The organism is Pseudomonas kermanshahensis, assembly GCF_014269205.2.
In the GTDB taxonomy this organism is placed as follows: domain Bacteria; phylum Pseudomonadota; class Gammaproteobacteria; order Pseudomonadales; family Pseudomonadaceae; genus Aquipseudomonas; species Aquipseudomonas kermanshahensis.
This window is the reverse complement of sequence record NZ_JABWRY020000001.1, coordinates 3,250,235-3,271,847: the sequence shown is the minus strand read 5'-3', so window position 1 is coordinate 3,271,847 and position 21,613 is coordinate 3,250,235. Positions and strand designations below refer to the sequence as shown.

At 63.1% G+C, this 21,613-nt stretch carries 18 protein-coding genes; 13 read left to right on the top strand and 5 right to left on the bottom strand.

Annotated features, from left to right (window positions below):
• Positions 1-8 precede the first annotated feature (8 nt).
• The 9 genes from HU764_RS14895 to HU764_RS14855 all read left to right on the top strand — a co-directional run bounded on the left by HU764_RS14895 (position 9) and on the right by HU764_RS14855 (position 12,287).
• Entirely contained in the window at positions 9-956 is a 948-nt protein-coding gene (locus HU764_RS14895) for a DUF58 domain-containing protein (RefSeq protein WP_186704136.1), read from the top strand.
• The gene (locus HU764_RS14890) at positions 953-1,453 is read left to right on the top strand and encodes a DUF4381 domain-containing protein (RefSeq protein ID WP_186704135.1); all 501 of its coding nucleotides are present in this window, start codon (positions 953-955) and stop codon (positions 1,451-1,453) included. Before HU764_RS14895 ends, HU764_RS14890 begins: the two co-directional genes overlap by 4 nt.
• The gene (locus HU764_RS14885; RefSeq protein ID WP_186704134.1) at positions 1,440-2,441 is read left to right on the top strand and encodes a vWA domain-containing protein; all 1,002 of its coding nucleotides are present in this window, start codon (positions 1,440-1,442) and stop codon (positions 2,439-2,441) included. Before HU764_RS14890 ends, HU764_RS14885 begins: the two co-directional genes overlap by 14 nt.
• Positions 2,438-3,979, top strand: coding sequence for a VWA domain-containing protein (locus HU764_RS14880; RefSeq protein ID WP_186704133.1), 1,542 nt, complete (start codon positions 2,438-2,440; stop codon positions 3,977-3,979). Before HU764_RS14885 ends, HU764_RS14880 begins: the two co-directional genes overlap by 4 nt.
• Positions 3,976-5,274, top strand: coding sequence for a hotdog family protein (locus HU764_RS14875; RefSeq protein ID WP_186704132.1), 1,299 nt, complete (start codon positions 3,976-3,978; stop codon positions 5,272-5,274). The genes HU764_RS14880 and HU764_RS14875 overlap by 4 nt, the downstream gene beginning before the upstream one ends.
• A 29-nt stretch (positions 5,275-5,303) precedes the next feature.
• Positions 5,304-6,308, top strand: a complete 1,005-nt coding sequence (locus HU764_RS14870) for an HAD family hydrolase (protein WP_186704131.1) — start codon at positions 5,304-5,306, stop codon at positions 6,306-6,308.
• Between the two features lie 105 nt (positions 6,309-6,413).
• Entirely contained in the window at positions 6,414-7,982 is a 1,569-nt protein-coding gene (locus HU764_RS14865; RefSeq protein ID WP_186704130.1) for an arylsulfatase, read from the top strand.
• A gap of 93 nt (positions 7,983-8,075) precedes the next feature.
• Complete coding sequence (locus tag HU764_RS14860) at positions 8,076-10,604, top strand: fused MFS/spermidine synthase (protein ID WP_186704129.1); 2,529 nt, start codon at positions 8,076-8,078, stop codon at positions 10,602-10,604.
• Positions 10,605-10,658: 54 nt separating this feature from the next.
• On the top strand, positions 10,659-12,287 hold the full coding sequence (locus HU764_RS14855) for a mechanosensitive ion channel family protein (RefSeq protein ID WP_186704128.1): 1,629 nt from the start codon (positions 10,659-10,661) through the stop codon (positions 12,285-12,287).
• 18 nt (positions 12,288-12,305) lie between these two features.
• Here the strand turns inward: HU764_RS14855 and HU764_RS14850 are convergent, their stop codons facing one another.
• The 4 genes from HU764_RS14850 to aspT all read right to left on the bottom strand — a co-directional run bounded on the left by HU764_RS14850 (position 12,306) and on the right by aspT (position 17,313).
• Positions 12,306-13,319, bottom strand: coding sequence for an AraC family transcriptional regulator (locus tag HU764_RS14850; protein ID WP_186704127.1), 1,014 nt, complete (start codon positions 13,317-13,319; stop codon positions 12,306-12,308).
• Positions 13,320-13,396: 77 nt separating this feature from the next.
• The gene (locus tag HU764_RS14845; RefSeq protein ID WP_186704126.1) at positions 13,397-14,065 is read right to left on the bottom strand and encodes a DUF3313 domain-containing protein; all 669 of its coding nucleotides are present in this window, start codon (positions 14,063-14,065) and stop codon (positions 13,397-13,399) included.
• Between the two features lie 50 nt (positions 14,066-14,115).
• On the bottom strand, positions 14,116-15,369 hold the full coding sequence (locus HU764_RS14840; RefSeq protein ID WP_186704143.1) for an OmpP1/FadL family transporter: 1,254 nt from the start codon (positions 15,367-15,369) through the stop codon (positions 14,116-14,118).
• A 261-nt stretch (positions 15,370-15,630) separates the two neighbouring features.
• Complete coding sequence (gene aspT, locus HU764_RS14835) at positions 15,631-17,313, bottom strand: aspartate-alanine antiporter (protein WP_186704125.1); 1,683 nt, start codon at positions 17,311-17,313, stop codon at positions 15,631-15,633.
• Positions 17,314-17,519: 206 nt separating this feature from the next.
• Here aspT and HU764_RS14830 point away from each other — a divergent pair, with 206 nt between their 5' ends.
• The 4 genes from HU764_RS14830 to HU764_RS14815 are packed head-to-tail and all read left to right on the top strand — an operon-like array spanning position 17,520 to position 20,935.
• Positions 17,520-18,116 (top strand): paraquat-inducible protein A, encoded by a 597-nt coding sequence (locus HU764_RS14830; protein ID WP_186704124.1) that lies wholly within the window; start codon positions 17,520-17,522, stop codon positions 18,114-18,116.
• Positions 18,113-18,757 carry a paraquat-inducible protein A gene (locus HU764_RS14825; RefSeq protein WP_099453829.1) on the top strand — a complete coding sequence of 215 codons (645 nt, stop codon included), beginning with the start codon at positions 18,113-18,115 and terminating at the stop codon, positions 18,755-18,757. The genes HU764_RS14830 and HU764_RS14825 overlap by 4 nt, the downstream gene beginning before the upstream one ends.
• On the top strand, positions 18,741-20,381 hold the full coding sequence (locus tag HU764_RS14820) for a PqiB family protein (protein ID WP_186704123.1): 1,641 nt from the start codon (positions 18,741-18,743) through the stop codon (positions 20,379-20,381). The genes HU764_RS14825 and HU764_RS14820 overlap by 17 nt, the downstream gene beginning before the upstream one ends.
• 23 nt (positions 20,382-20,404) lie before the next feature.
• Positions 20,405-20,935 carry a PqiC family protein gene (locus tag HU764_RS14815; RefSeq protein ID WP_099429619.1) on the top strand — a complete coding sequence of 177 codons (531 nt, stop codon included), beginning with the start codon at positions 20,405-20,407 and terminating at the stop codon, positions 20,933-20,935.
• A 149-nt stretch (positions 20,936-21,084) separates the two neighbouring features.
• Here HU764_RS14815 and HU764_RS14810 read toward each other — a convergent pair whose 3' ends face one another.
• Positions 21,085-21,552, bottom strand: coding sequence for a DoxX family protein (locus HU764_RS14810; RefSeq protein ID WP_027596417.1), 468 nt, complete (start codon positions 21,550-21,552; stop codon positions 21,085-21,087).
• Positions 21,553-21,613 lie beyond the last annotated feature (61 nt).

Sequence of the window (21,613 nt, the reverse complement as noted above, 5' to 3'; positions counted from 1 at the left end):
ACACGCTCATGCCCGCTAATAGCGTTACGCCTGACGGTTTTGTCTACGCCTCGCTCACTGAACTGGTGGGGCTGGAGGCGCGCGCGCGGGGGCTGAGTTTCGTCGCCCGGCAGCCGCTGTCGAGCATCCTTTCCGGTAACCATGCCTCGCGCCTGCGTGGGCGCGGCTTGAGCTTCGACGAGCTGCGTCACTACATCCCCGGCGACGACTTGCGCCACTTGGACTGGCGCGCCTCGTTGCGTTACGGCAAGCCCTTCGTGCGCACCTTCACCGAAGAGCGCGACCGGCCTACGCTGGTGCTGGTGGACCAGCGCATGAGCATGTATTTCGGCTCCCAACGCTACTTCAAGTCGGTCACTGCGGCGCAGTTGGCGGCGTTGTGTGCATGGATGGCGTTTCACGCCGGTGACAGGGTCGGTGGCCTGGTGTTCGGCAATCAGCGGGTGGAGCGCGTGCGGCCGTTGCGTAGTCGCGCGCGGGTCGAGGCCCTGTGCAGTGCAGTGGTCAGGGCCAACCACGCGCTGACGGCGTTCGCCAGCGAAGACGCAGATGGCCAATTGGACAAGGTGTTGCGCACCTGCGTTGCCTCGGCAGGCCATGATCACTTGATCTGCATCATCAGCGACTTCGCGGGTATCAGCGAGCAAACCTTGCCGCTGCTGCGCCAGTTACGCCAGCACAACGATGTGATCGCCCTGCAGGTGTACGACCCCATCGCATTGCAAGTGCCGGACAGGGGGCGGGTGAACGTGACCCAGGGTGCGCAGCAGGTGGAGTTGGAAGTGGGCAGGCGTCGGGTTAGCAAACCGCTGGGTGATTTTCTCGCCGGGCGCCTGCGCGATGTAGAAGCGCTGCTGCGCCGCAGCCAGGTACCGCTGATGCTGATCAATACCGCCGAGGACAGCCTTGAACAACTGCGCAGGGAGCTGGGCCGCCTGGCCCAGGTACCGCGATGAGCACTGCCGTCATACCGTCAATCGACCAGTTGCGCGAGCTGGCACCTGGCACGCCGCCGTTCAGTTACCTGCCGCACACCTGGGCGTGGTTGGTGATGGGGCTGGTGATGCTGGCCTTGCTCCTGGTCTGGGTGGCCCTGCGCTGGCGGCGTTGGTCGCGCGAGCGTTATCGCCGCCAAGCCTTGCAGTATCTTGATCTGCTGGCCAAGGCCGAGGGTGATCAGCGCCTGGCCGCTCTGCGGGAAGTGCCCGTGCTGCTAAAACGGGTGGCGCTGTCGCTGCCAGATCCGCCGCCTGTGGCCAGCCTGGCCGGCGCGCAATGGCAGGCTTTTCTTGAACAGCGCGCCGGTCAGCCGTTACCTGCCGGTTTTGTGCAAACCCTGCAAACGGTCGCGTATGCGCCCGATGCCCAACTGCTCGCGCTCGATGCGCAGCAGGTCGCTGCGTTGTACAGCACCAGCCGATGCTGGATCGAGGGGCACCATGTGGCAGTTTGATTACCCGTGGGTGTTCTTGCTGTTGCCAGCTGCTTGGCTGGCCTATCGTCTGTCGCAGCCCTATAGCGAAAGCCGCAGTGCATTGCGGGTGCCGTTTTTTGCGGCGATGAGCCGCGCCACCGGGCAGCAGCCGGGGCAGGCGAGTGCAGCGGGTGGGCGCTGGCAATTGTGGCTGAACCTGCTGGTGTGGGGGCTTCTGGTAGCGGCCTGCGCACGGCCGGTATGGGTGGAGCGGCCGATTGAACGGGAGCGACCGATCCGCGACATCATGCTGGCCATTGATATTTCCCAGTCCATGCAGGCCAACGACTACACCAACGCCAACGGCGAGCGAACCGATCGGTTGACTGCGGTGAAGTTGGTGGTGCGCGACTTCATCATGCGCCGCAAGGACGACCGCATCGGCCTCATCGTGTTCGGCACCGGCGCTTACCCTCAAGCGCCCTTGACCCTCGACCACGCCAGCCTGCTGATGCTGCTGGATGAAGTTGGCATCGGCATGGCCGGGCCGAACACCGCACTGGGCGATGCCATCGGGCTCACCATCAAGGCGTTGACCAACACACCCGAGCAGGAAAAGGTGCTGATCCTGCTGACTGACGGCAACGACACTGGCAGCGCAATCACCCCCGAACACGCGGCTCGCCTGGCCCATGAAAAACGTATCGTGGTACATACCATTGGTATCGGTGACCCAGCTGCGACCGGCGATGACAAGGTCGACCTGGCGGCCCTACAAGGCATTGCGCGTACTACTGGCGGGCAATTCTTTCGCGCCGATGATCGCCAGGCGTTGCAGCAGGTCTACGCGACCCTGGACCGGTTGACCCCGCATCAGGTCAAGACCTTCAGCCACCAACCCAAGCGTGACTTGTTCGTTTGGCCGTTGGGCCTGGCGCTAGGATTGCTGCTGGTGGCCCACCTGCTGGCCTTGGCGCACGCCCGCCTGGTCGGCCGCCGGCCAGTGCCCGGAGCACCGCCGGCATGACCTTCGACCCCTCTGCGTTCCATTTCCTGCGGCCGCTGTGGTTGCTGCTGATCGTGCCGGGCCTGCTGTTGCCTCTGCTGTGGCTGCGCCGGCATGATCTGTGCCGACAATTGGAGGGCATCATCGCGCCTCACCTGGTCGAGCACTTGATGATTACGCCAAAGGAACAGCGGCGTTTGCGCCCGGTGCACCTGTTGGGGGCCAGTCTGGTACTTGGAGGTCTGGCCACTGCCGGGCCGACCTGGGTGCAGGACACCCCCGACTTTCTCGATGACCGCGCCCCTTTGATCATCGCCGTGGACCTGTCGCCGTCGATGGATGCCGACGATGTGCCGCCCACTCGGCTGGCGGCTGCTAAACACACCCTGCACGACTTGGTCCTGCGCCGTGCGGGCGCCCGTACCGCACTCATCGCCTATGCCGGCAATGCCCACTTGGTGCTTCCTGTCACCGAGGATCCGGCGTTGCTCGATACCTTCATCCAGGCACTGGCCACGGACCTGATGAGCACCCCGGGCAAGGATGCCTTGGGCGCGATAGACCTGGCCTTGAAGCTGCTGGCGGCTGAGCAGACGCCGGGCACTTTGGTGCTGCTGACCGATGGCGGTGATGCCAGCCAATTTCCAGCGATTGCTAAACGCGTCTCAGGCTCGCCCTTGCAAGTATTGGTGTTGGCGGTTGGCAGTCAGTCGGCTGCGGCAGGCTTCGATGAGCAGGGCCTGAAGGGGCTCGCCAAGGCGGCCAATGCGCCTCTGGGCAGCCTATCGCTGAACGATGACGACCTGGACTGGGTCGAGCTGCATGCTCAACGTCACTTCAAGGCTGCCCAGGGCGACGATGCCCAGTTGCACTGGAAGGACGCCGGTTATTGGCTGTGCTGGCCGTTGCTGCTGGTAGTGCTGGCAACCCTGCGGCGCGGCTGGCGGGTGAACTGGCTGCCCGGGATGTTGCTGGCCCTGCTGTTGGGCGGCAGTGCTGAGCCGGCAAGGGCCGGTGCGCTGGCCGATGCGTTTTTCACGGCCGACCAGCAAGGGCGCTGGGCGTTCGAGCAGGGCCACTATCCGCAGGCGGCAACGCGGTTTCACGACCCTTACTGGAAAGGCGTGGCGGCATACCAGGCGGCTGATTTTGAGGCAGCGCTGGTCAGCTTGGGCAAGGTCGATAGTGCCCCTGCCTGGTTCTACCAGGGCAACAGCTATGTACGCTTGTTCAAGTTCCCACAGGCGATTGCCGCCTACCAGCAGGCCCTGCGCCTGCAGCCGTCGTTTACAGAAGCCAAGGCCAACCTGGCGTTGGCCGAGGCCTTGCTCAAGGATTTTGAGGATCAACAGGAACAAGGCCCGCCCACTGAAAAGCCCGACAAGGTCGTCGAAGACCAGACGCCCTCGGGCGGCAAAACGCAGCAACAGACCACCCCGCAGGCTGCATCGGACCAGCTGTGGCTGGATAACCTGACCACGTCACCGGCGCAGTTTCTCAAACGCAAGTTTTCCATTCAGGACGCCGCCCGCCAACAGGCGGCGAAGGAGGCGCCATGAGGCGCTGGGCCTTGCTGTTGTGCTGCCTGGCGGGTTGGGCGGTAGCGGATGACCCACAGGTGCGGGTGGAAACGCGCCTGGTGCCAAGCACCACGGTCATGACCGGCGCCACACTCAGCCTGGAAGTCGACCTGCTGGTCGACACCTGGTTCACCGATGCCCCCGTATTGCCCGCGCTGCAACTGCCGGGTGCGGTCGTCAGCCCACCGAGTGGCGAAGCCCAGCACCTCAACGAAAAACGCGAGGGCAAGGCCTTCTTCGGCCTGCGCTACCGCTACGCGATCACCCCGACCCAGGCGCAGCGCTTCGACATCCCGGCGCTGACCTTTCGCGTGCAGCCTGGCCCCAGTGGCGGGCCGCAGGCGGTCACCAGCCAGCCACTGTCGTTCGAGGCCAAGGCCCTGGCGGGCAGCAGTGGCGGCCAACACCTGGTGGCGCGTAGCGTGCACCTGAGCCAGGAGGTCCAGTATTCCCACCAGCCGCTGCGTGTGGGGGACAGCGTGACCCGGCACGTGCATGTCGACGCTGAAGGCACGCAGGCGATGCTGCTGCCGGCACCGGTCTTAGCCGAGGTCGACGGACTCAAGCGTTACCTGCAGACGCCTAGCGTCAAGCCGCTCAGTGATGGGCGTGGCGGCACGTTGGGCGGTCAGCGCGATGACAGCGCCAGCTACGTAGCCACGGCAGCCGGCCGTTATCGCTTACCCGCCATCAACCTGCAATGGTGGGACGCGGCCACGGGTGAGCAGCACAGTGTTTCGGTACCAGCGGTGGAGCTGGTGGCAGAGGAGGGCGTGTACCAGGCGCCGTTCTCGCTTGCTGAAGACCTGCGCGCCTTGGGCCAGAACGCCCGGGTCAGCATTGCCAGCCATGGGCTGCTGTTGACGCTGGCGCTGCTGTTACTGGGTGGGTTGTCCTGGGCCGGGCGTGCCTATGGCCAGGCTGGCTGGCAATGGCTGCGCGCCTGGCGGCTGCGGCGGCGGCAGGCCTGGCTGGCGTCTGAAGGCTATGCCTGGCGCCAGGCGTGGCGGCAATGCGGCCATGAGCCTGCTCGCCTCGATGGCCTCTACCTGTGGTTTCGGCGGGCCAGCGGGCAGCGCACCTTGTCGTCAAGTGAACATCCTCCTGGCGGGGCGGATTTGCTAGCCTTTTTCGAGGCTGCCTATGGTCCGCACCGCGGCCAGGGGCTTACCACCAATGCCCGGCGGCGTCTGTTGTCGGCCCTGCGCCAGCAACTCGGTACGCACCCGCAGTCACGCCCCGATAAAAATGGGCTGCGGGACCTTAATCCCTGAAATGTGGAATACAGCTCAAGGAGGGCCAGATGCGTCACTTCAAGCGTGATCTGCGTTTCGTGCGCAGTGTGTGGTTTGTGCTCTGCCTGCTGCCCCTGCTTGCCCAGGCAGCCGATCCGTTGCCCGCCTGGCGCGAGGGCCCGTCACGCACGGCCATCCTGGCCTTTGTCAAGGACGTCACCACTGAAGGGGGCCCGCGCTATGTCGCGCCTGCCGAGCGCATCGCCGTGTTCGACAACGATGGGACGTTGTGGAGCGAGCAGCCGATGTATTTCGAACTGCTGTTTGCCTTGGACGAGGTCAAGCGCCTTGCCCCTCAGCACCCGCAATGGCGCAACGAGCAGCCGTTCAAGGCGGTATTGGAGAACGATCAACAGGCACTCGCCGCCCAGGGCATGGACGGCTTGCTGAAAATCGTCGCCGCCACCCATTCGGGCATGAGCACGCAACAGTTCACCGCGGTTACCCGTAAATGGCTGGCCAGCGCCCGCCATCCGCGCTCGGGCAGGCCCTACACAGAGATGGTGTTCCAGCCGATGCTCGAACTGCTGGGCTACCTGCGCGCTAATGGCTTCAAGACCTACATCGTTTCGGGCGGTGAGGTGGCTTTCATGCGGGCCTTCTCCGAAGAGGTCTACGGCATACCGCCCGAGCAGGTCATCGGTACCACATTGGGCGCCAAGTTCGAGGACCAGGTAGGTACCTTGAGCATCCAGCGCCTGCCCAATATTCAGCACAACGATGACGGCCCTGGTAAGCCGGTCAGCATCGATACCGTCATTGGCCGCCGGCCGATCCTGGCGTTCGGCAACTCAGACGGTGACCTGCAGATGTTGCAATGGACCATGGCCGGCCAAGGCGCGCGTTTTGCCGGCCTGGTGCACCATACGGACCAGCGCCGCGAGTGGGCCTACGACCGCAAGAGCCATTTCGGCCGGTTGGACAAGGCGCTCGACCAGGCGCAAACCCAGGGTTGGACCGTGGTGGACATGGCGCGGGAATGGCGCCGAGTCTATCCCTTCGATTCGCAGTGACCATTCCAATGGGTAAACAAAGCCGCAGGAGCACAGCAAGCCGGCCGCAACCGGTGTGCCCGAAGTCGTGGACTACAGCAGTGATTGCATACGGAGAGCATAACTATGAAGTCCAGTACAACCTGGTTGTCGGCGGTCGCCCTGGCGGCCACGGCGACCCTTGGCGCTGGCATTGCCAGCGCGGCGGACAAGCCGAATATCCTGGTGATTTTCGGCGATGATATCGGCCAGACCAACATTAGCGCCTATGGCAAAGGGGTGGTGGGCTACCAGACGCCCAACATCGACCGAATCGCCAAGGAAGGCATGATGTTCACCGATTACTACGCCGAAAACAGCTGCACGGCGGGGCGCTCGACGTTCATCACAGGCCAGGCCACGCTGCGCACAGGGCTGTCCAAAGTTGGCATGCCGGGCGTGCCAGTGGGCCTGCAGGCGCGTGACGTGACCATCGCCCAGGCGCTCAAGGCCAAGGGTTATGCCACCGGGCAGTTTGGCAAGAACCACCTAGGCGACCGTGACGAATACCTGCCCACCAACCACGGCTTCGATGAGTTCTTCGGCAACCTGTATCACCTCAATGCAGAAGAAGAGCCGGAACGGGCGTTCTGGCCCAAGGAAGATCAGGAGTTCGTCAAGGCTGCATCGCCACGCGGTGTCATCAAGTCGAGTGCCGACGGCAAGATCGAAGACACCGGGGCGCTGACCAAGAAGCGCATGGAGACCATCGATGACGAGACCACCCAGGCCGCGATCAACTTCATCGACAAGCAAGTGAAGGCAGACAAACCGTTCTTCGTCTGGATGAACACCACGCGCATGCACGCGTTCACCCATGTGCGCGAGGCCATGCAGGGGCAGAGTGGCATGGTTGGCAATGACTACGCCGACGGCATGCTGGAGCACGATGGTGATGTGGGCAAGCTGCTCAAGACGCTGGATGACCTGAAGGTCGCCGACAACACCATCGTCGTCTACACCACCGACAACGGCCCCAACCAGTGGTCCTGGCCGGATGCCGCGACCACGCCCTTCCGCAATGAGAAAAACTCCAACTGGGAAGGCGCGTTCCGCGTACCTGCCATGATTCGCTGGCCAGGCAAGATCAAGCCAGACTCCGTCAACACCCAGATGATATCGGGCCTGGACTGGTTCCCGACCTTGCTCGCGGCCGTGGGTGACACCGACATCAAAGACCGCTTGCTCAAAGGCGCCGACGTGGGTGGCAAGACCTTCAAGGTGCACCTGGACGGCTACAACCAGCTGGACATGCTGACTGGCAAGACCGAAAAGAGCGCGCGCAACGAGTTCTACTACTTCAGCGACGACGGCGACCTGGTCGGCATGCGCTACGACAACTGGAAGATCGTGTTCTGCGAGCAGCGTGCGCCAGGCGGCCTGAAAGTGTGGAGCGAGCCGTTCGTGTGCCTGCGTGTTCCAAAAATGTTCAACCTTCGCATGGACCCTTACGAGCGGGCTGATGTGGTGTCGGATCAGTACTATGATTGGCTCACCAAGAACGATTTCTTGATTTTCAATGGCGTGAGAAAAGCGGCAGCGTTCCTGCAGACCTTCGTGGAGTACCCACCGAGCCAGCGACCAGCCAGCTTCAGCATCGACCAGATCCGTGCTGACGTAGACAAAAAGATCGAAGAAAAGATGAAGAGCCAGTAACACCGATGCGGCCGGCTCCCTATAGGAGCCGGCTTGCCGGCGATGGGCTGCAAGGCAGCCTCGGCATCTCTCTACCCGACAAGGCATCCCTGCATGGCATCATCCGCAGCAACCCGCGCTGTTATCGATAAAGACCATTCCAAGGCGCGCATGCTGTGGGCCTTGCCGGCCACGCTGCTGTTCTTCTCTGGCGCTGCCGGCCTTGTCTATCAGGTACTTTGGATCAAACAACTGTCGCTGGTGGTCGGCGTCGAAGTGCACGCCGTGGCCACTGGCATCAGTGCCTTCTTCGCCGGCCTGGCGCTGGGCGGCCTGCTGTTCGGGCGCTGGGCCGACCGGTTGCGGCGCCCGGTGCGGCTTTATGTGTGCCTAGAGTTGGCCGTGGCCCTGCTCGGCATTGCCGCAACCCTTGGCCTAGCCCAAGCCGCTGGCCCGTTCGCCCGCCTGGAGGCCAGCGTGGGCCTGCTGGCCTGGGCTTTACCGTTCATGATGGTCGGCTTACCCGCGTTTTTGATGGGCGGCACGTTGCCGGTGCTGGTGCGTGCATTGGCACCGGCCACGGGGCAACTGGCAGAGGCGGGCGGGCGCCTGTATGCCGCGAATACCGCCGGTGCCATTGCGGGTACCTTGCTGGCCGCCTTCGTGTTGCTGCCGCGCCTGGGCGTTACCGGCAGCGCCTGTGCCGCCGCCACGCTGAACCTGCTGGCTGCCTTAGGCGCGTGGCTGGCACGCCATCGCGATACGGCGTTGCCAGCGCCTGGCAACCTGGCTTCAGCGCCCCGTACCGCACAAGCACGGCTTGCCATCGGCCTGTACTGCATTGCCGGGGGCGTGGCGCTGGGCTACGAATTGGTCTGGAGCCAATCGATCGTGCCGTTCATGAGTACTCGCGCCTTTGCCTTCGCAGTGGTGTTGGCGACTTATCTCGGTGGCTTGCTCGCGGGCAGTGCGGTGTATGCGCGGCGTGCCGATCGCATCCGTGACCCATGGGGCCTGTTTGGCCTGTTGATAGCCGTCGCCGGTTTGCTGGCATTGCTGCAGATCGCTGGGCTTGGGCGCTGGCTGGTGCTGCTGCAGACCCAAGCCGAAGGCGTTGCCCTGCAACTGTTCGGCAGCGAATTGGCGGGCATGTGCGCGCGCTTCGCCATGGCCGCGGTGTGCATGGTGCTGCTGCCGACGACCTTGCTCGGCGCCGCGTTTCCGCTAGCCCTGCGACTGGCGGTGGACAGCGGCCATGTCGGCCGTGACGTGGGGGCCGTGGTGGCGCTCAATACCTTGGGTGGCATCGCTGGCGTATTGCTCACCGGCTTCGTACTCGTGCCGCAGGTTGGCTTGGTGCGCGCCTTGGGCGTGCTGGCCGGCGTCGCTGCGCTGGTAGCTCTGGTTGCTGTCTGGCGTGGGCCTGGCGTGCGGCGCCCAACAGTCATTGTTGTGGGGGTGGTGGCAGTGGCGACCCTGCTGGTAGCCGTTCTCACGCCTCCACAGCGCCTGGCCGAGCTGTTGCCTGGCGCGCGTAACGGCCAGCTCACTTTTTACCACGAAGGTAAGGGCGGCACCGTGGCGGTGGTTACTCAAGGGCGTCCAGGCAAGACGTTCAGCCGCCTTTACATCCAGGGCGTATCGAACACGGGCGATGCCATGCCGTCGCTGCGCTATATGCGCCTGCAAGCCTTGCTGCCGCTGTTGATCCACAGCGGTGAACCACGCTCGGCGCTGGTGATCGGGTTTGGTACCGGCATTACCGCAGGTGCCATGCTGCGCTATGCGGGGCTGGAGCGCCCGGTGGTCGCCGAACTGCTGCCTGAAGTCCTGCAGGCGGCGCCCTTGTTCAAAGGCAACTACGCAGCGGTCGTCGATCCGCGGCTGGATATCCGCTTGCGCGATGGCCGCCGCGAATTGCTGCGCAGCGAGCAGCGCTACGACCTGGTGACGCTGGAGCCGCCACCCCCTTCGGCGGCCGGGGTGGTCAACCTGTATTCGCGTGATTTCTACCAACTGGCCGCCTCGCGCCTGCAGCCTGGCGGGCTGGTGGCCCAATGGCTGCCCTTGCCGACCCAGAACGATGAGGACAGCCGCGCGCTGGTACGCAGCTTCATCGACGTGTTTCCGCATGCCTCACTGTGGACCACTGAGTTTCACGAGATGCTATTGATCGGCTCGCTGCAGCCGCTGCAACTGAACGTATCGCGCATTCGCCAGCGCCTTGCGCAACCCGCCGTCGCGGCAGCCCTGGCCGAGGTTGGCATCGACTCGGCGCAGGCCCTGTTGGCCACCTGGATCACCGACCGTGCCGGCCTTGAGCGTTACGCTGCGAACGCGTTGCCGGTCACCGATGACCAGCCCCGTATCGAGTACGCCAACTGGGTGCGACCGCGGGAGATCACCCGCGTGCTGCCGGCCTTGCTGGCCCTGCGCAGCGCACCGCCCTTGCAAGGTGACGAGCCCGCCTTCGCCAGTGCGGTGAACGACCAATGGGACACGCTGGCGCGCTTCTACAGCCTTAGCCTGCATGCCTACAACGGCAATCGCCAAGCCTGGGCCCGCGAGGCGCGTGAGCTGGCCCGCAGTGACGGCGACAATCCTTACTTTCACTGGTTTCTAGGGGCAGCAGGCGGTCAGTGACAGCTGTGCTATCACTACAAGGATGCCGTGCGTCCGCAGGCCAGGGAGTGAGCGATGAATCACCTGTTTCGCGTGTTGCTGGTGCTGTTGGCCTTCTTGCCCATGGTGGGGCAGGGTAATGACGCCGCCACCATCGCCACCGAAGGCATCCCTGCCGAGCCGGCCGAGCTGACGATCGCCAACCGCAGCGTTTTCACCTTCCACGCGACCTTGCTGGGGGAGACCCCGGCTGCCCGAGCGCAGCGGGCTGCGGCAGTGATCGAAGAGGCCCTGCGCGGCACCGACGAGTTAAAGGTCAGCGTCGACCCGATCCTCAGCAGCCACCTGGTGCTGCTGGGGGGCCGGCGTGCGTTCATCGTTGCGCCCCAGGACCTTGAAATCAGCGGCGCTGACACCCGCGAAGCAGCCGAACAGGCCGCGGCGGTGTTGCGCCAGGTGGTCGAGGAGTCGGGCGAGGCACGCAACCTGCATTTTCTGCTCAAGGCCTTGGGCTTGTCGGCCTTGGCCACGCTGATCTACCTGGCCTTGATCAAGGGCGCCCACCTGGCCCGACACAAGCTGCGGGGGCGGCTGCCGCAACTGATGCGCGAACGCGCCCGGCAGATTCGCGTTGGGCAGATGCCGCTGTTCGACATGCAGTACGTGTATCGGCTGATCGACAGCCTGTTGCGGCTGCTGTACCTCGCGGTTGTGCTGTTGCTGAGTTACCAGGAGTTGAGCTTTGTGCTGTCGCAGTTCCCCTATACCCGGCCGTGGGGTGAAAGCCTCAACGTGCACCTGCTCGACCTGCTGCGCTACTTGCTTGACGGCATTTTGCAGGCCATCCCCGGGATTGCCGTGGCCATCACGATCTTCTTCATCGCCCGCGGCATCAGCAGCTTCAGCCGGCGCGTGCTGGAGCGCATGGCACGCCCAGGCACACTCAAATGGCTGACCGAAGAGACGCTGAAGCCCACCATGCGCCTGATCTCGCTGGCCATTTGGCTGTTTGCTCTGGTCATGGCCTACCCATACCTGCCGGGTTCGGGCACCGATGCCTTCAAAGGCCTGTCAGTGCTGCTCGGGCTGATGATTTCACTGGGTGCCTCCAGTGTCGTGGGCCAGGCGGCGGCGGGGCTGATTCTGACCTATTCGCGCACGTTGAAGGCTGGCGAGTATGTGCGGGTCGGTGACAACGAAGGCACGGTAACCGAAGTCGGCATGTTCAACACCACGATCCGCACCGGGCTGGGCGAGGTGCTGACCTTGCCCAACTCGATGATCACCGGCGCCGTGACGCGCAACTATTCCCGTGCGGTACAGGACCATGGCTATATCATCGATACCGTGGTGACCATCGGTTATGACACACCCTGGCGACAGGTGGAGGCGATGTTAGTGGCGGCTGCTGAGCGCACCGAAGGCATCCTCGAAAAACCCAAGCCGCAAGTGTTTCAGACCGGGCTGTCGGACTTTTACCCCGAATACCGCCTGGTGGCCCAGGCTGTGCCAAGCGAACCGCGGCCACGGGCGGAGTTGCTGAGCCTGCTGCATGCCAACATCCAGGATGTGTTCAACGAGCACGGCGTACAGATCATGTCGCCGCACTACCTGGGTGACCCGCAGCAAGAGAAGTGGGTGCCGCGCGAGAAGTGGTTCACAGCACCGGCGCGCAGGCCAGATGGGGATGCCGATGGCATCTGAGGGGGTGGGTAGCGTCGGTTAAAGCGCAGCAATCACCGGGTCGCCGTGCAGGCGACGGTGTTCCAGTGGGGTCATGTCGAACCAGCGCAGGTGAGCACGGCAGAAGGAGGTGGTGCGGCGATAGCCCAATTCGCTGGAAATCTGCCCCACCGACAACGTGGTGCTGCGCAACATCTGCTGGGCCTGATGGCGGCGCAGGCCATCCAAGTAGTCCTCAAAGTCGATACCCTCGCTGGCCAGGCGGCGTTGCAAGGTGCGGGGGTTGAGGCCCAACGCCAGGGCTACCTGGTCCAGGGTGCAGCGTTGGCTGGGCAGCAACATCTGGATCTTGCGCTCCACTTGCGCGCGCAGGCTGTCGCAATGCACCGCCTGGTTTTCCAGGTAGTGACGGACGATGGCGTGCAAGGTCGGGTCATGGCTGACAGACCCTTCCAGCAAGATATCCGCTGACAGCACTAGGCAGTTGTGGTGCTGACCAAACAGAACCGGGCAATTGAAATAGCGTCGGTAACCGTCGGCGTCGCCCAGCGCCTTGTGGCGGAAGGTCACGGCTTTGGGGCGCAGCGGCGCGCCGCGCAGCTCAGCGATCAGCAGCTGTGCACCCATCACCGATTTTTCGACGATCTGTGGCATCTGTTCAGCCCCTGGCTGGCCATTGTCGAAGTACAGCAATGCCTGCCCTGCACGGTGCTCCAGGCGGTAATGGATGGCAGCGCTGTAGTGGCGCATGTAGCGGATCACCGCTATCAGCGCATGGCCCACTGTGGGCGCTGACCGCGCCAGGTGCTGCAAAGGCCCCACTAAGGTGGAGCCCTGGCGCAGGGCCAGTTCAAGGCCGAAGCGGGGCAGGCTCAAGGCATGCGCGCTGCCCTCGAACAAGCGCACCAGGCTGAGGTAAGGCAAGGTCTTGCCGTAGCTGCCAACCACGTCCAGGCCAATCTGCAACGGTGCCAGGAAATCCCGTTGCACGGCACCGTGCTCGGCCAGCAACTGGTCGAATTGAAGTAGCGCGCTGCCGCGAATGCTTTCCATAGAATCGCGCCTCCGTTGTTACTGGACCGGTTCCACACACCCCGCTGCAGGCTCCGCCCCGCAGCGGGGTGAACGGCTCACTTTCTCAAGGTTTGGAATGAGCCGACCATGTCTTTTGCCCATCCATCGAGTACAGCCTTGGCATCCTTGGCCTGCATCACTTGTGAGGAATTATCAAGTTCGGTCCCTGCACCTTTACGCACCACCTCAGCCACCACCTGATTGGTTTCACCATCGAGGAACGCGGCTTCGGTGGCAATACTGGTGTCCTGGTCACGGATACCGGTTGCGGTGCTGATGCCAGCGGCGATCAGCGCGATAGGGATCACTTCATACGGCCGCAGGCTTTTAGTCTGGGCGCTGACGGCGGTGATCGCCGGGCGTACTACCAGCACACCCTGTCCGGGGCTGGTGGCCAATGGTAGTACCTGGGAGAAGTGGTTCTTCAGGGTTTGGTCGTAGTACTGAGTGATGCCTTGCAAAGTCGACTGTGGAACCTTTTCGGTCGGTTGCGGCTTGGGATAGAGCTGGCTAGGTTCGATGTAAACGCTGGTGTAGCGCTTGGCGTCGACGCCAGGCTTGATCCAGCGCATGACCGGGGCCCCCGAGGGCGACTTGTCTTCCTTGAGTACGCTGTAGTCCTTGAGAAACCCCGAGTACTGGTCGGATTCCACGTACTTGCTGGCACAGCCTTGCAGCATGAGCGTTGCCAGGCACAGCGATGCAGCCAACGTTTTGGTGTTCATGCAGCTTCTCCTTCTCACTAGGTTCGGTGCCCTGCGGCCGTGCGGTTACCTCAGAAACGCCAGGTCGCGCCGCCACCGACGATGTGCAGCGCGCTGTTGTCATAACTGCCGGACAACGTATTGCCGGAACGGGCCTTGGTCTGCTCGACATCCATGTTGCCGAGCCACACCAAGGTATAGGCCAGGTGCAGATCGAGGCCTTCGTCGACCTGGTAGTTGACCCCCGCCGCCAACCGCCAGGCTTCGCCCATGGGGTTGTCGACGGTGCGGTCCTTGTCATCCACAGCAGAGCTGTCATAACCCAGGCCTACACTCCAGCGCCATTGCTGGGTGGCCTGGTATTGCGCGCCTACAGAGGCGTGCCAGGTGTCCTTGTATTGGCGGTCGACAGTACGGCTGGTGCCGCCAGCGTTGCTGTCGACGTCCACCCCGACATCGCCGAAATCACTCCAGTCCTGCCAGTTCAGGCTGCCTAGCAAGGTCCATTGATCGTCGAGCTGATGGGCAATGCTGAAGGTCACCGTCTGGGGCACGTTAAGGTCCAGTTCCAACGAATCCACTTCGAGCCGGCGTAGCGCAGCATTGAGCAGTGGGTTGTTGATATCGCTGAGGTGCGGTTTATCCTCGAACTCGAGTTTGACTTTGCTGGTGTAGGCTAGGCCGACGCGGGTCCGGGCATCAATTTGGTACATCAGGCCGAGGTTGACGCCAACCCCTACATCGGTGTCCTTGTATTCCAGCTGGCCGTCTGGCCGGTCGGCCAGGCCCAGCAAGTTGTTATTGATGGCCATTTCGGTACGGTAGTAACCGACCATGATGCGTGGGCCGATGCCAATAGACAGATCGTCGGTGAACTTGTAGGCCCAAGTGGGTTGCAGCGACATCCCTATCACGGCGGCTTCCTGAGTGAAATAGCGGCCTGCCCAGTCATCGTCATAGTCCAAGGCCAGACCGAAATTGCCGTACATGCCAAAACCGATAGCCGAGCGTTCGTCCAGTTGGTGGCTGATGAACAGGCTTGCACCGGGCAGGTATTGCAGGGCATCGCCGCCCTCATTGCCGTCGAACTGGTTATTGCTGTCGCGTGAAAAACGCAGGTCGCCGAGAATCACCTGGGCATTGGCGCTGATCTGCGTGCCCTTGAGCTGGGTAATACCGGCCGGGTTGCTCATCAATACGCTGGGATCGTTTGCCAGCGCTGCAGAACCGGCGTTGGCCAGGCCATTGCCTTCCTGGCCGGCTTCGTAGATGAGGATGCCACCGGCGCTTGCATCGTTACCGTACAACAGCACTGCGCAGGCCATTGCGAGTGTCTGCTTGCCGAGCAGACGAGTGCGGTAGCTCATATCACCAGCTCCTTTTTCGATATGACGCGCTGTATCGGGTTTACGGTAAAGACCAGCGAACTATGTGCAAGATAAGCAGGGTAGTTGTATTGAATGAAGAGGCTCCAGACTAGGCCTCTCATTTCATGACATCGACGCCGATTAGAACGAGAAGCAACGGCGTTGGTCCGCGTTAATACATTAGACGACAGATATTCCCGCGCAACTCTTAAAGCCCATTCAGGCGAGCGCGATGATGATCGGGCCGCACACCGCCAGCAATACATTGGAAACGGCATAGCAGACGGTAAACCCTATGACAGGGGTGTTGCTGCCTGACTGTTCGATGATCTTGTTCATCGAGGCTGCCTCAGTCTGCGCACCCGCCAATGCACCGAACAGGATCATCGGGTGCAAGCGCAGTACATAACGGCCAAAAAATAGGGTGACCAAAGGCGGAATGAGGGTAACGAGCGCCCCTGCAACCAACAGGGCAAAACCTTGTTCTTTGATCGCGAAGAGCGCCGCAGGGCCCGCCAGCAGACCCACTACGGCACCAAACGCCGTCAGACCGAACTCGGAAAATGCCCATTGTGCCGCTGCAGGCATCGCACCCAGTTCCGGGTGTCGCGAGTTGTACCAACCGATCAGCAAACCCGCCAACAGTACTCCGCCGCCAATACCCAACTCCACCGGGATCATTCCGATGTGGGTGGACAGCAGGCCAACCAGCGAGCCAGCCACCAGCCCTAGCGCATGCAGGGCGATATCACTGCGGTAGCTAAGCTCGCGAATCCGCCCCAGTTGTGCGGCCAGCGCTTCCACGCTGGCTGCGCGCCCCGTGAGGCTGATGAGATCGCCGCGGCGCAGGACCGTTTCTGGCAGCAGCGGTAAGTTCAGGCCTTGGCGGGTGATGCCGGTGAGGAAGCAGCCCATGCGTTCGGTATCGGTCAGCGCCGCCTTGATCTGGTGCAGTGTATGGCCAACCAGCTTGGGGTTGGTCAGTACGATGTCGGCACTGCGGGTGGGGAATGACAGGCTCTCAGGGTTATCCACCTCCGGGCCGATCCAGTCATGCAGATCACTGACTGCATCACGCAGGGCGTAGATGCCAAGGATATCGCCGTTTGCCAGCACCAGCGCGGGGGCACGCGGCAGATGCTGCCCGGCACGGGTAACACGCTCGATGGTCAGCGAGGGGTGGCGCGCCTCGATGTCAGCAATGCTCAGGCCTGGGGCCAATGAGGCGGTAAAGCGATGTGCGCGTACGACGATACGGGTATAGGGGATGCTGATGGCCTCTTCGTTGCGCTCGATGCCCAGTTCGCGCTCAAGCGCTTGCGCACTTGCCCGCAGGTCGACGCCGAGCAAGCGCGGGGCCAGGCTGCCGACGAAGACGATCAGCCCGACAGTGCCAAACACATAGGTGATGGCGTAGGCAACGGCCATGTGGCTGTTCAGTTCGGCCTTGGCTGCGGCGTCCAGGGGCAACTGGGCAATGGCACTGCCGGCAGTGCCCATGATCGCAGTATCGGTGAGGGCACCAGCCCCCAGGCCTGCGGTAAACCCTGCGTCGAAGTCATACAGTACGTTCATCGCCAGAATGACTGCCAGCGCTGTTGCGCAAAGAATCACAGACATCAACACCAGCTTTAGTGTGCCGCGATTAAGGCTGCCGAAGAATTCAGGGCCGCTCTTGAACCCCACGGCATAGATGAACAGGGCGAAGAACACCGACTTGAGATCATGCGGCACTTGCAGCCCGATCTGCCCGATTAGCAGCCCCATGAGCAAAGCGCCTGCCACCGAGCCTAGATGAAAACTGCCAATCCTCACACGCCCTAGCAATATGCCGGACGCAATGGCGAGGAACACGGCGATTTCTGGATTGGCACGCAAAGCATTCACGATAAAGTCGAACATTGACGACTCCCTGCAAGGCTGCGTAATCCGTTGGACTTGCCTGAGTATGTTGAAAAATGACTAGCGAGCCACGGATGTCGTCAAATGCGTACAGCTGAAATAAGCAGTTCGCCAGGCCTTTGGCTAATCTTGGCTGGCATGCAAGCGCCATTTCGGTTCAATGTCCGTACGTGACCGCTGCCAACGCGTTGTTATTGGGGATATGCATGGCCCGAGCGGATGATGTGATCATTTGCGAGTACTGCGACGCCGTGTACCGGCGCACGCCATTGCACCGTCATCAAAGTGCCTGCTGCCAGCGCTGCGGCGGCGTGCTTTATCGCCACAACCCACTGAATGTCCAGCAGCGTCTGGCGTTGTGCATCACCGGCGGGGTACTGCTGGTCTTCGCCAACGCCTACCCGGTAATGACGATCAGCATGAGCGGCTTGAGCAATTCGGCCACCTTGTGGGATTCGGTGCAGATCCTCAGCCACGGCAGCATCACCTTCATCGCCCTGGTATTGGCGTTGGCGATCATCTTCGCCCCGGTGCTACAGATCGCCCTGTTGTGCTGGGTGCTAGGGTTTGCCCTAGGCAACCGCCGCGCGCCGGGGTTTGCCGCTTGCATGCGGGCGCTGGAGGGGTTGCGGCCCTGGAGCATGCTGGAGGTGTGCTTGCTGGGCGCCATGGTGGCGGTGATCAAGCTGGCAGGGTTACTTGAGGTGATCCCGGGGATTGGGCTGATCGCGCTGGCGGCGTTGAGCGTGTTGATGATCTTCATTGCCGGCCGCGATATTCGCGACTTGTGGGTGCAGGTATGAGCGCCCCGGCGCTGGCCGAGCAACTGCACCTGTGCCTGTGCCACGGCTGCGGCCAGGCCTGCGACCTGCGCCAAGGCCAGCACCAGTGCGACCGCTGTGGCGCGCCGCTGCACCGGCGCAAGGCCAACCCGATCGCCCGGGGCTGGGCATTTCTGTTTGCCGCGCTGATCTTCTACGTGCCGGCCAATGCGCTGCCTGTGATGCGCACCGAGATGCTCGGCCAGGGCAGCGACAGCACCATCGTTGGCGGGGTGCTGGAGTTCTGGGAGGCGGGCGCCTGGGACATCGCGCTGATCATCTTTATCGCCAGTATCGGTGTGCCGGGCATCAAGTTCGTGTCCCTTGGCCTGCTGCTGTTCACTGCCCAGCGCCGCAGCCAGTGGGCGCGTCGCCAACGTTCGCAACTGTTTCGCTTCGTCGAGCTGATCGGCTACTGGTCGATGCTCGACGTCATGGTAGTGGCGTTGGTAGCCGCGCTGGTGCAACTGCGCGGGCTGGGCACCATCGAGCCGCGGCCTGGCATCCTGTTCTTCGGCCTGGTGGTGGTACTGACCATGCTCTCGGCCATGAGCTTCGACCCACGCCTGATCTGGGACGATCATCCACACGACGGGGAGCACCACGATGGCGCTGGAGACTGAGAACCCTGCTGGGCCCGGCCAGGCGCAGGTACGCACACGCCGCTTCAGTGTCTCGCTGGTGTGGATCGTGCCGATTTTGGCACTGCTGGTGGGCGCCTCGCTGGTGGTGCGCAATTGGATGGAACAGGGGCCAGTGATCTCGATTTCCTTTCGCAGCGGCGAGGGGCTGGTGGCGCACAAGACCCAGGTGCGCTACCGCAGCGTGGTGATCGGCGAAGTCACCTCGGTGGAGCTGGCGGCGGACCACAAAAGCGTGGTGGCCAAGGTGGAGCTGTCGAAAGAGGCGGAGTCGTTTGCCACCGAAAGCGCCCGCTACTGGGTGGTGCGCCCGCGTATCGGCGCCGGTGGCATATCTGGGGTCGACACCTTGCTGTCGGGCAGTTTCATCGGCGCCGATGCCGGCGAGTCGAATAAGCCCGCGAAAACCTTCGTCGGCCTGGAATCACCGCCGGCCATCACCTATGGCGAGAAGGGCAAGCGCTTCGTGCTCAGCGCCAATGACCTCGGCTCGCTGGATATCGGCTCATCGATCTATTTTCGCCGGATCCAGGTGGGCGAGGTGGTGTCCTACGCGCTGCAGCCCGATGGCAGGGGCGTGGACATCGACGTTTTCGTGCAGGCCCCCTACGACGCCTTCGTCACCCTCGATACGCGGTTCTGGAACGCCAGCGGCATCGACATGCAGATTGGCGCCAACGGGCTGAAGGTCGAGACGCAGTCGTTGTCGTCGATCCTTATGGGCGGCTTGGCCTTCGGCACGCCCGAATATGCCGTTGCAGCCGAGCCCGCCGCCGACCAGCAGGCGTTCGAGCTGTTCGTCGACCGCGACGCGGCCCTCGCACCGCCAACGGGCAGCCCGCAGTACTTGCGCCTGCGCTTCGACCAGTCGATGCGCGGGCTGACGGTGGGCGCGCCGGTGGAGTTCAAAGGGGTTGAATTTGGCAGGGTGACGTCGATTACGTTGGATTACGACCCGAAGAAACAGATCTTCCCTGTGGTGGTCGATGCGGCGATCTACCCGAAACGCTTGGGGCCGGTGCACCAGAAAATGCTCAAGGTGTTCAACCATGCAGAAGGCGACGCCGCCGGTGCCCGGCGCCTGATAGGCACCTTCGTCGAACACGGCCTGCGTGCCCAGGCGCGCAGTGGCAACCTGATCACCGGGCAGATGTACATCTCGCTGGACTTCTATCCGGACGCCCCGAAAGTGGCCTTCGACATGAGCGCCGAGCCCATCGTCATCCCCACCGTGCCCGGCAGCCTGGAAAAACTCCAAGAGCAGTTGCAGGGTGTGGTCGAGCGTATTGGCAAGCTGCCGCTCGAAAGCATTGCCGGAAATCTGGACGGCACGCTGCGCGAACTGCGCAGCGCGGCCAAGCGCGTCGATGGGCAAACCCTGCCTGGGCTGACGACCACACTGGATGAACTGCAGAAAACCCTGCGCACGGCCAATTCAGCGATCTCCGAGAACTCGCCGCAGCGGGAGAAACTCGGTGACACGCTGCAGGAGTTGGAGCGCATGTCCCGTTCGCTGAGGGACCTGGCGGATTACCTCGGCCGTCATCCCGAATCGCTCATTCGCGGCCGGCCAAAAGCGGCAGGCGCGGACGACGTGCAACCCTGACCACGCCCAAGGAGTGAGAGCCGATGCGCACGTTGCCTACCCTGTTGCTGGCCACGCTGGTGGTGCTGACCGCGGGCTGTCGCAGCGCGCCCAACAACTACCACACGTTGGTCGCTGCGCAGCCCAGCCACGCGGCGGGCGAGAAGATCCTGGTCGAGCGGGTCAGCATGCCGCCGCAGGTGGACCGCCCGCAGTTGGTGATCCGCCAGGGCACGAGCAGCCTGGTGATTCTCGAAACTGAGTGGTGGGGCGCCAACCTGGTCGATGAGTTCCGCAGTGCCTTGCAGGACCAGCTGGGCGGGCCGGTCGGCGGCACGCCCAGCACACTGCTGCGGGTGGATGTGCAGCGCTTCGACTCAGTCCCTGGCCAGTACGCACTGCTGGAGGCGGTGTGGCGGCTGAAGCGCCCCGGGCAGGACGAGATGACCTGCCGCACCTCCGTGCAGACCCCCGCGCAAAACAGCGTCGGCAGCTTGGTCGGCGCCCAGCAGGCCAACCTGCAGAAGCTCGCCAGCGCCGTGCGTGCCAGTGCGTCGGGTTGCCCGAGGTCTTAGGCTTTGTTGCGCAATTTCTAAAAATTGACGCACGTGGGAGCGGGCTGCCCCGCGAACACCGGCGAAGCCGGTGCCATACACCGCGTAGCCCCATTCGCGGGGCAAGCCCGCGCCCAAAACGTTTCGTACAGAGCCTAAATAGGCGGCGTTCAGCGCAGCCGCAGCACGCGGTCCAGTGACAGCGCGCCAGCGCCCTTGGCCACCAGCAACAGCAGCAGGCCCGCCCAGGACAGGTGGGTAGGCCAGGCGTCCGGGTAGACGAACACCTCGATCACCGTGGTCATGCCCAGCAGGGCCAGCGCCGAAAGCCGGGTAAACAGGCCAAGCACCAGCAGCAGCGGGAACAGGTGCTCGGCATAGGTCGCCAGGTGGGCCGCGAGCCAGGGTGAAACCAGTGGCAGCGCATACTCGCTCTGGAACAACTCATAGGTACTGGGCGTGATGCTCAGAAGGCCCTCGACCTTGGTTCGGCCAGACATGAAGAACACCGAGGCGATACCCAGGCGCGCGACCAGGCACAGCACGGTGTCGTTGAGCAGTAATTGCAGGCGTTCGGCTAGGCTGTTCCAGCGTTGGCGCAGGCTTATTGCCGGGGCAGTGGGGCGTAGGGTGTCCATGGCCATTCCTTCATGCGAATGAGAGTGGGCGAAAGACCCGGGCTTGCATCAGGCGGCCGAG

Bases quoted from the DNA above. Each gene is read 5' to 3' on its own strand.
- HU764_RS14840 (WP_186704143.1), bottom strand. From the start codon at position 15,369: ATGGCCTGCGCAGTGCTGTTGTACGGTAACGATGCAAGCGCCGGTGGC.
- HU764_RS14895 (WP_186704136.1), top strand. From the start codon at position 9: ATGCCCGCTAATAGCGTTACGCCTGACGGTTTTGTCTACGCCTCGCTC.
- HU764_RS14860 (WP_186704129.1), top strand. From the start codon at position 8,076: ATGGCATCATCCGCAGCAACCCGCGCTGTTATCGATAAAGACCATTCC.
- HU764_RS14890 (WP_186704135.1), top strand. From the start codon at position 953: ATGAGCACTGCCGTCATACCGTCAATCGACCAGTTGCGCGAGCTGGCA.
- HU764_RS14845 (WP_186704126.1), bottom strand. From the start codon at position 14,065: ATGAACACCAAAACGTTGGCTGCATCGCTGTGCCTGGCAACGCTCATG.
- HU764_RS14875 (WP_186704132.1), top strand. From the start codon at position 3,976: ATGAGGCGCTGGGCCTTGCTGTTGTGCTGCCTGGCGGGTTGGGCGGTA.
- aspT (WP_186704125.1), bottom strand. From the start codon at position 17,313: ATGTTCGACTTTATCGTGAATGCTTTGCGTGCCAATCCAGAAATCGCC.
- HU764_RS14880 (WP_186704133.1), top strand. From the start codon at position 2,438: ATGACCTTCGACCCCTCTGCGTTCCATTTCCTGCGGCCGCTGTGGTTG.
- HU764_RS14850 (WP_186704127.1), bottom strand. From the start codon at position 13,319: ATGGAAAGCATTCGCGGCAGCGCGCTACTTCAATTCGACCAGTTGCTG.
- HU764_RS14870 (WP_186704131.1), top strand. From the start codon at position 5,304: ATGCGTCACTTCAAGCGTGATCTGCGTTTCGTGCGCAGTGTGTGGTTT.
- HU764_RS14855 (WP_186704128.1), top strand. From the start codon at position 10,659: ATGAATCACCTGTTTCGCGTGTTGCTGGTGCTGTTGGCCTTCTTGCCC.
- HU764_RS14865 (WP_186704130.1), top strand. From the start codon at position 6,414: ATGAAGTCCAGTACAACCTGGTTGTCGGCGGTCGCCCTGGCGGCCACG.
- HU764_RS14815 (WP_099429619.1), top strand. From the start codon at position 20,405: ATGCGCACGTTGCCTACCCTGTTGCTGGCCACGCTGGTGGTGCTGACC.
- HU764_RS14810 (WP_027596417.1), bottom strand. From the start codon at position 21,552: ATGGACACCCTACGCCCCACTGCCCCGGCAATAAGCCTGCGCCAACGC.
- HU764_RS14825 (WP_099453829.1), top strand. From the start codon at position 18,113: ATGAGCGCCCCGGCGCTGGCCGAGCAACTGCACCTGTGCCTGTGCCAC.
- HU764_RS14885 (WP_186704134.1), top strand. From the start codon at position 1,440: ATGTGGCAGTTTGATTACCCGTGGGTGTTCTTGCTGTTGCCAGCTGCT.
- HU764_RS14830 (WP_186704124.1), top strand. From the start codon at position 17,520: ATGGCCCGAGCGGATGATGTGATCATTTGCGAGTACTGCGACGCCGTG.
- HU764_RS14820 (WP_186704123.1), top strand. From the start codon at position 18,741: ATGGCGCTGGAGACTGAGAACCCTGCTGGGCCCGGCCAGGCGCAGGTA.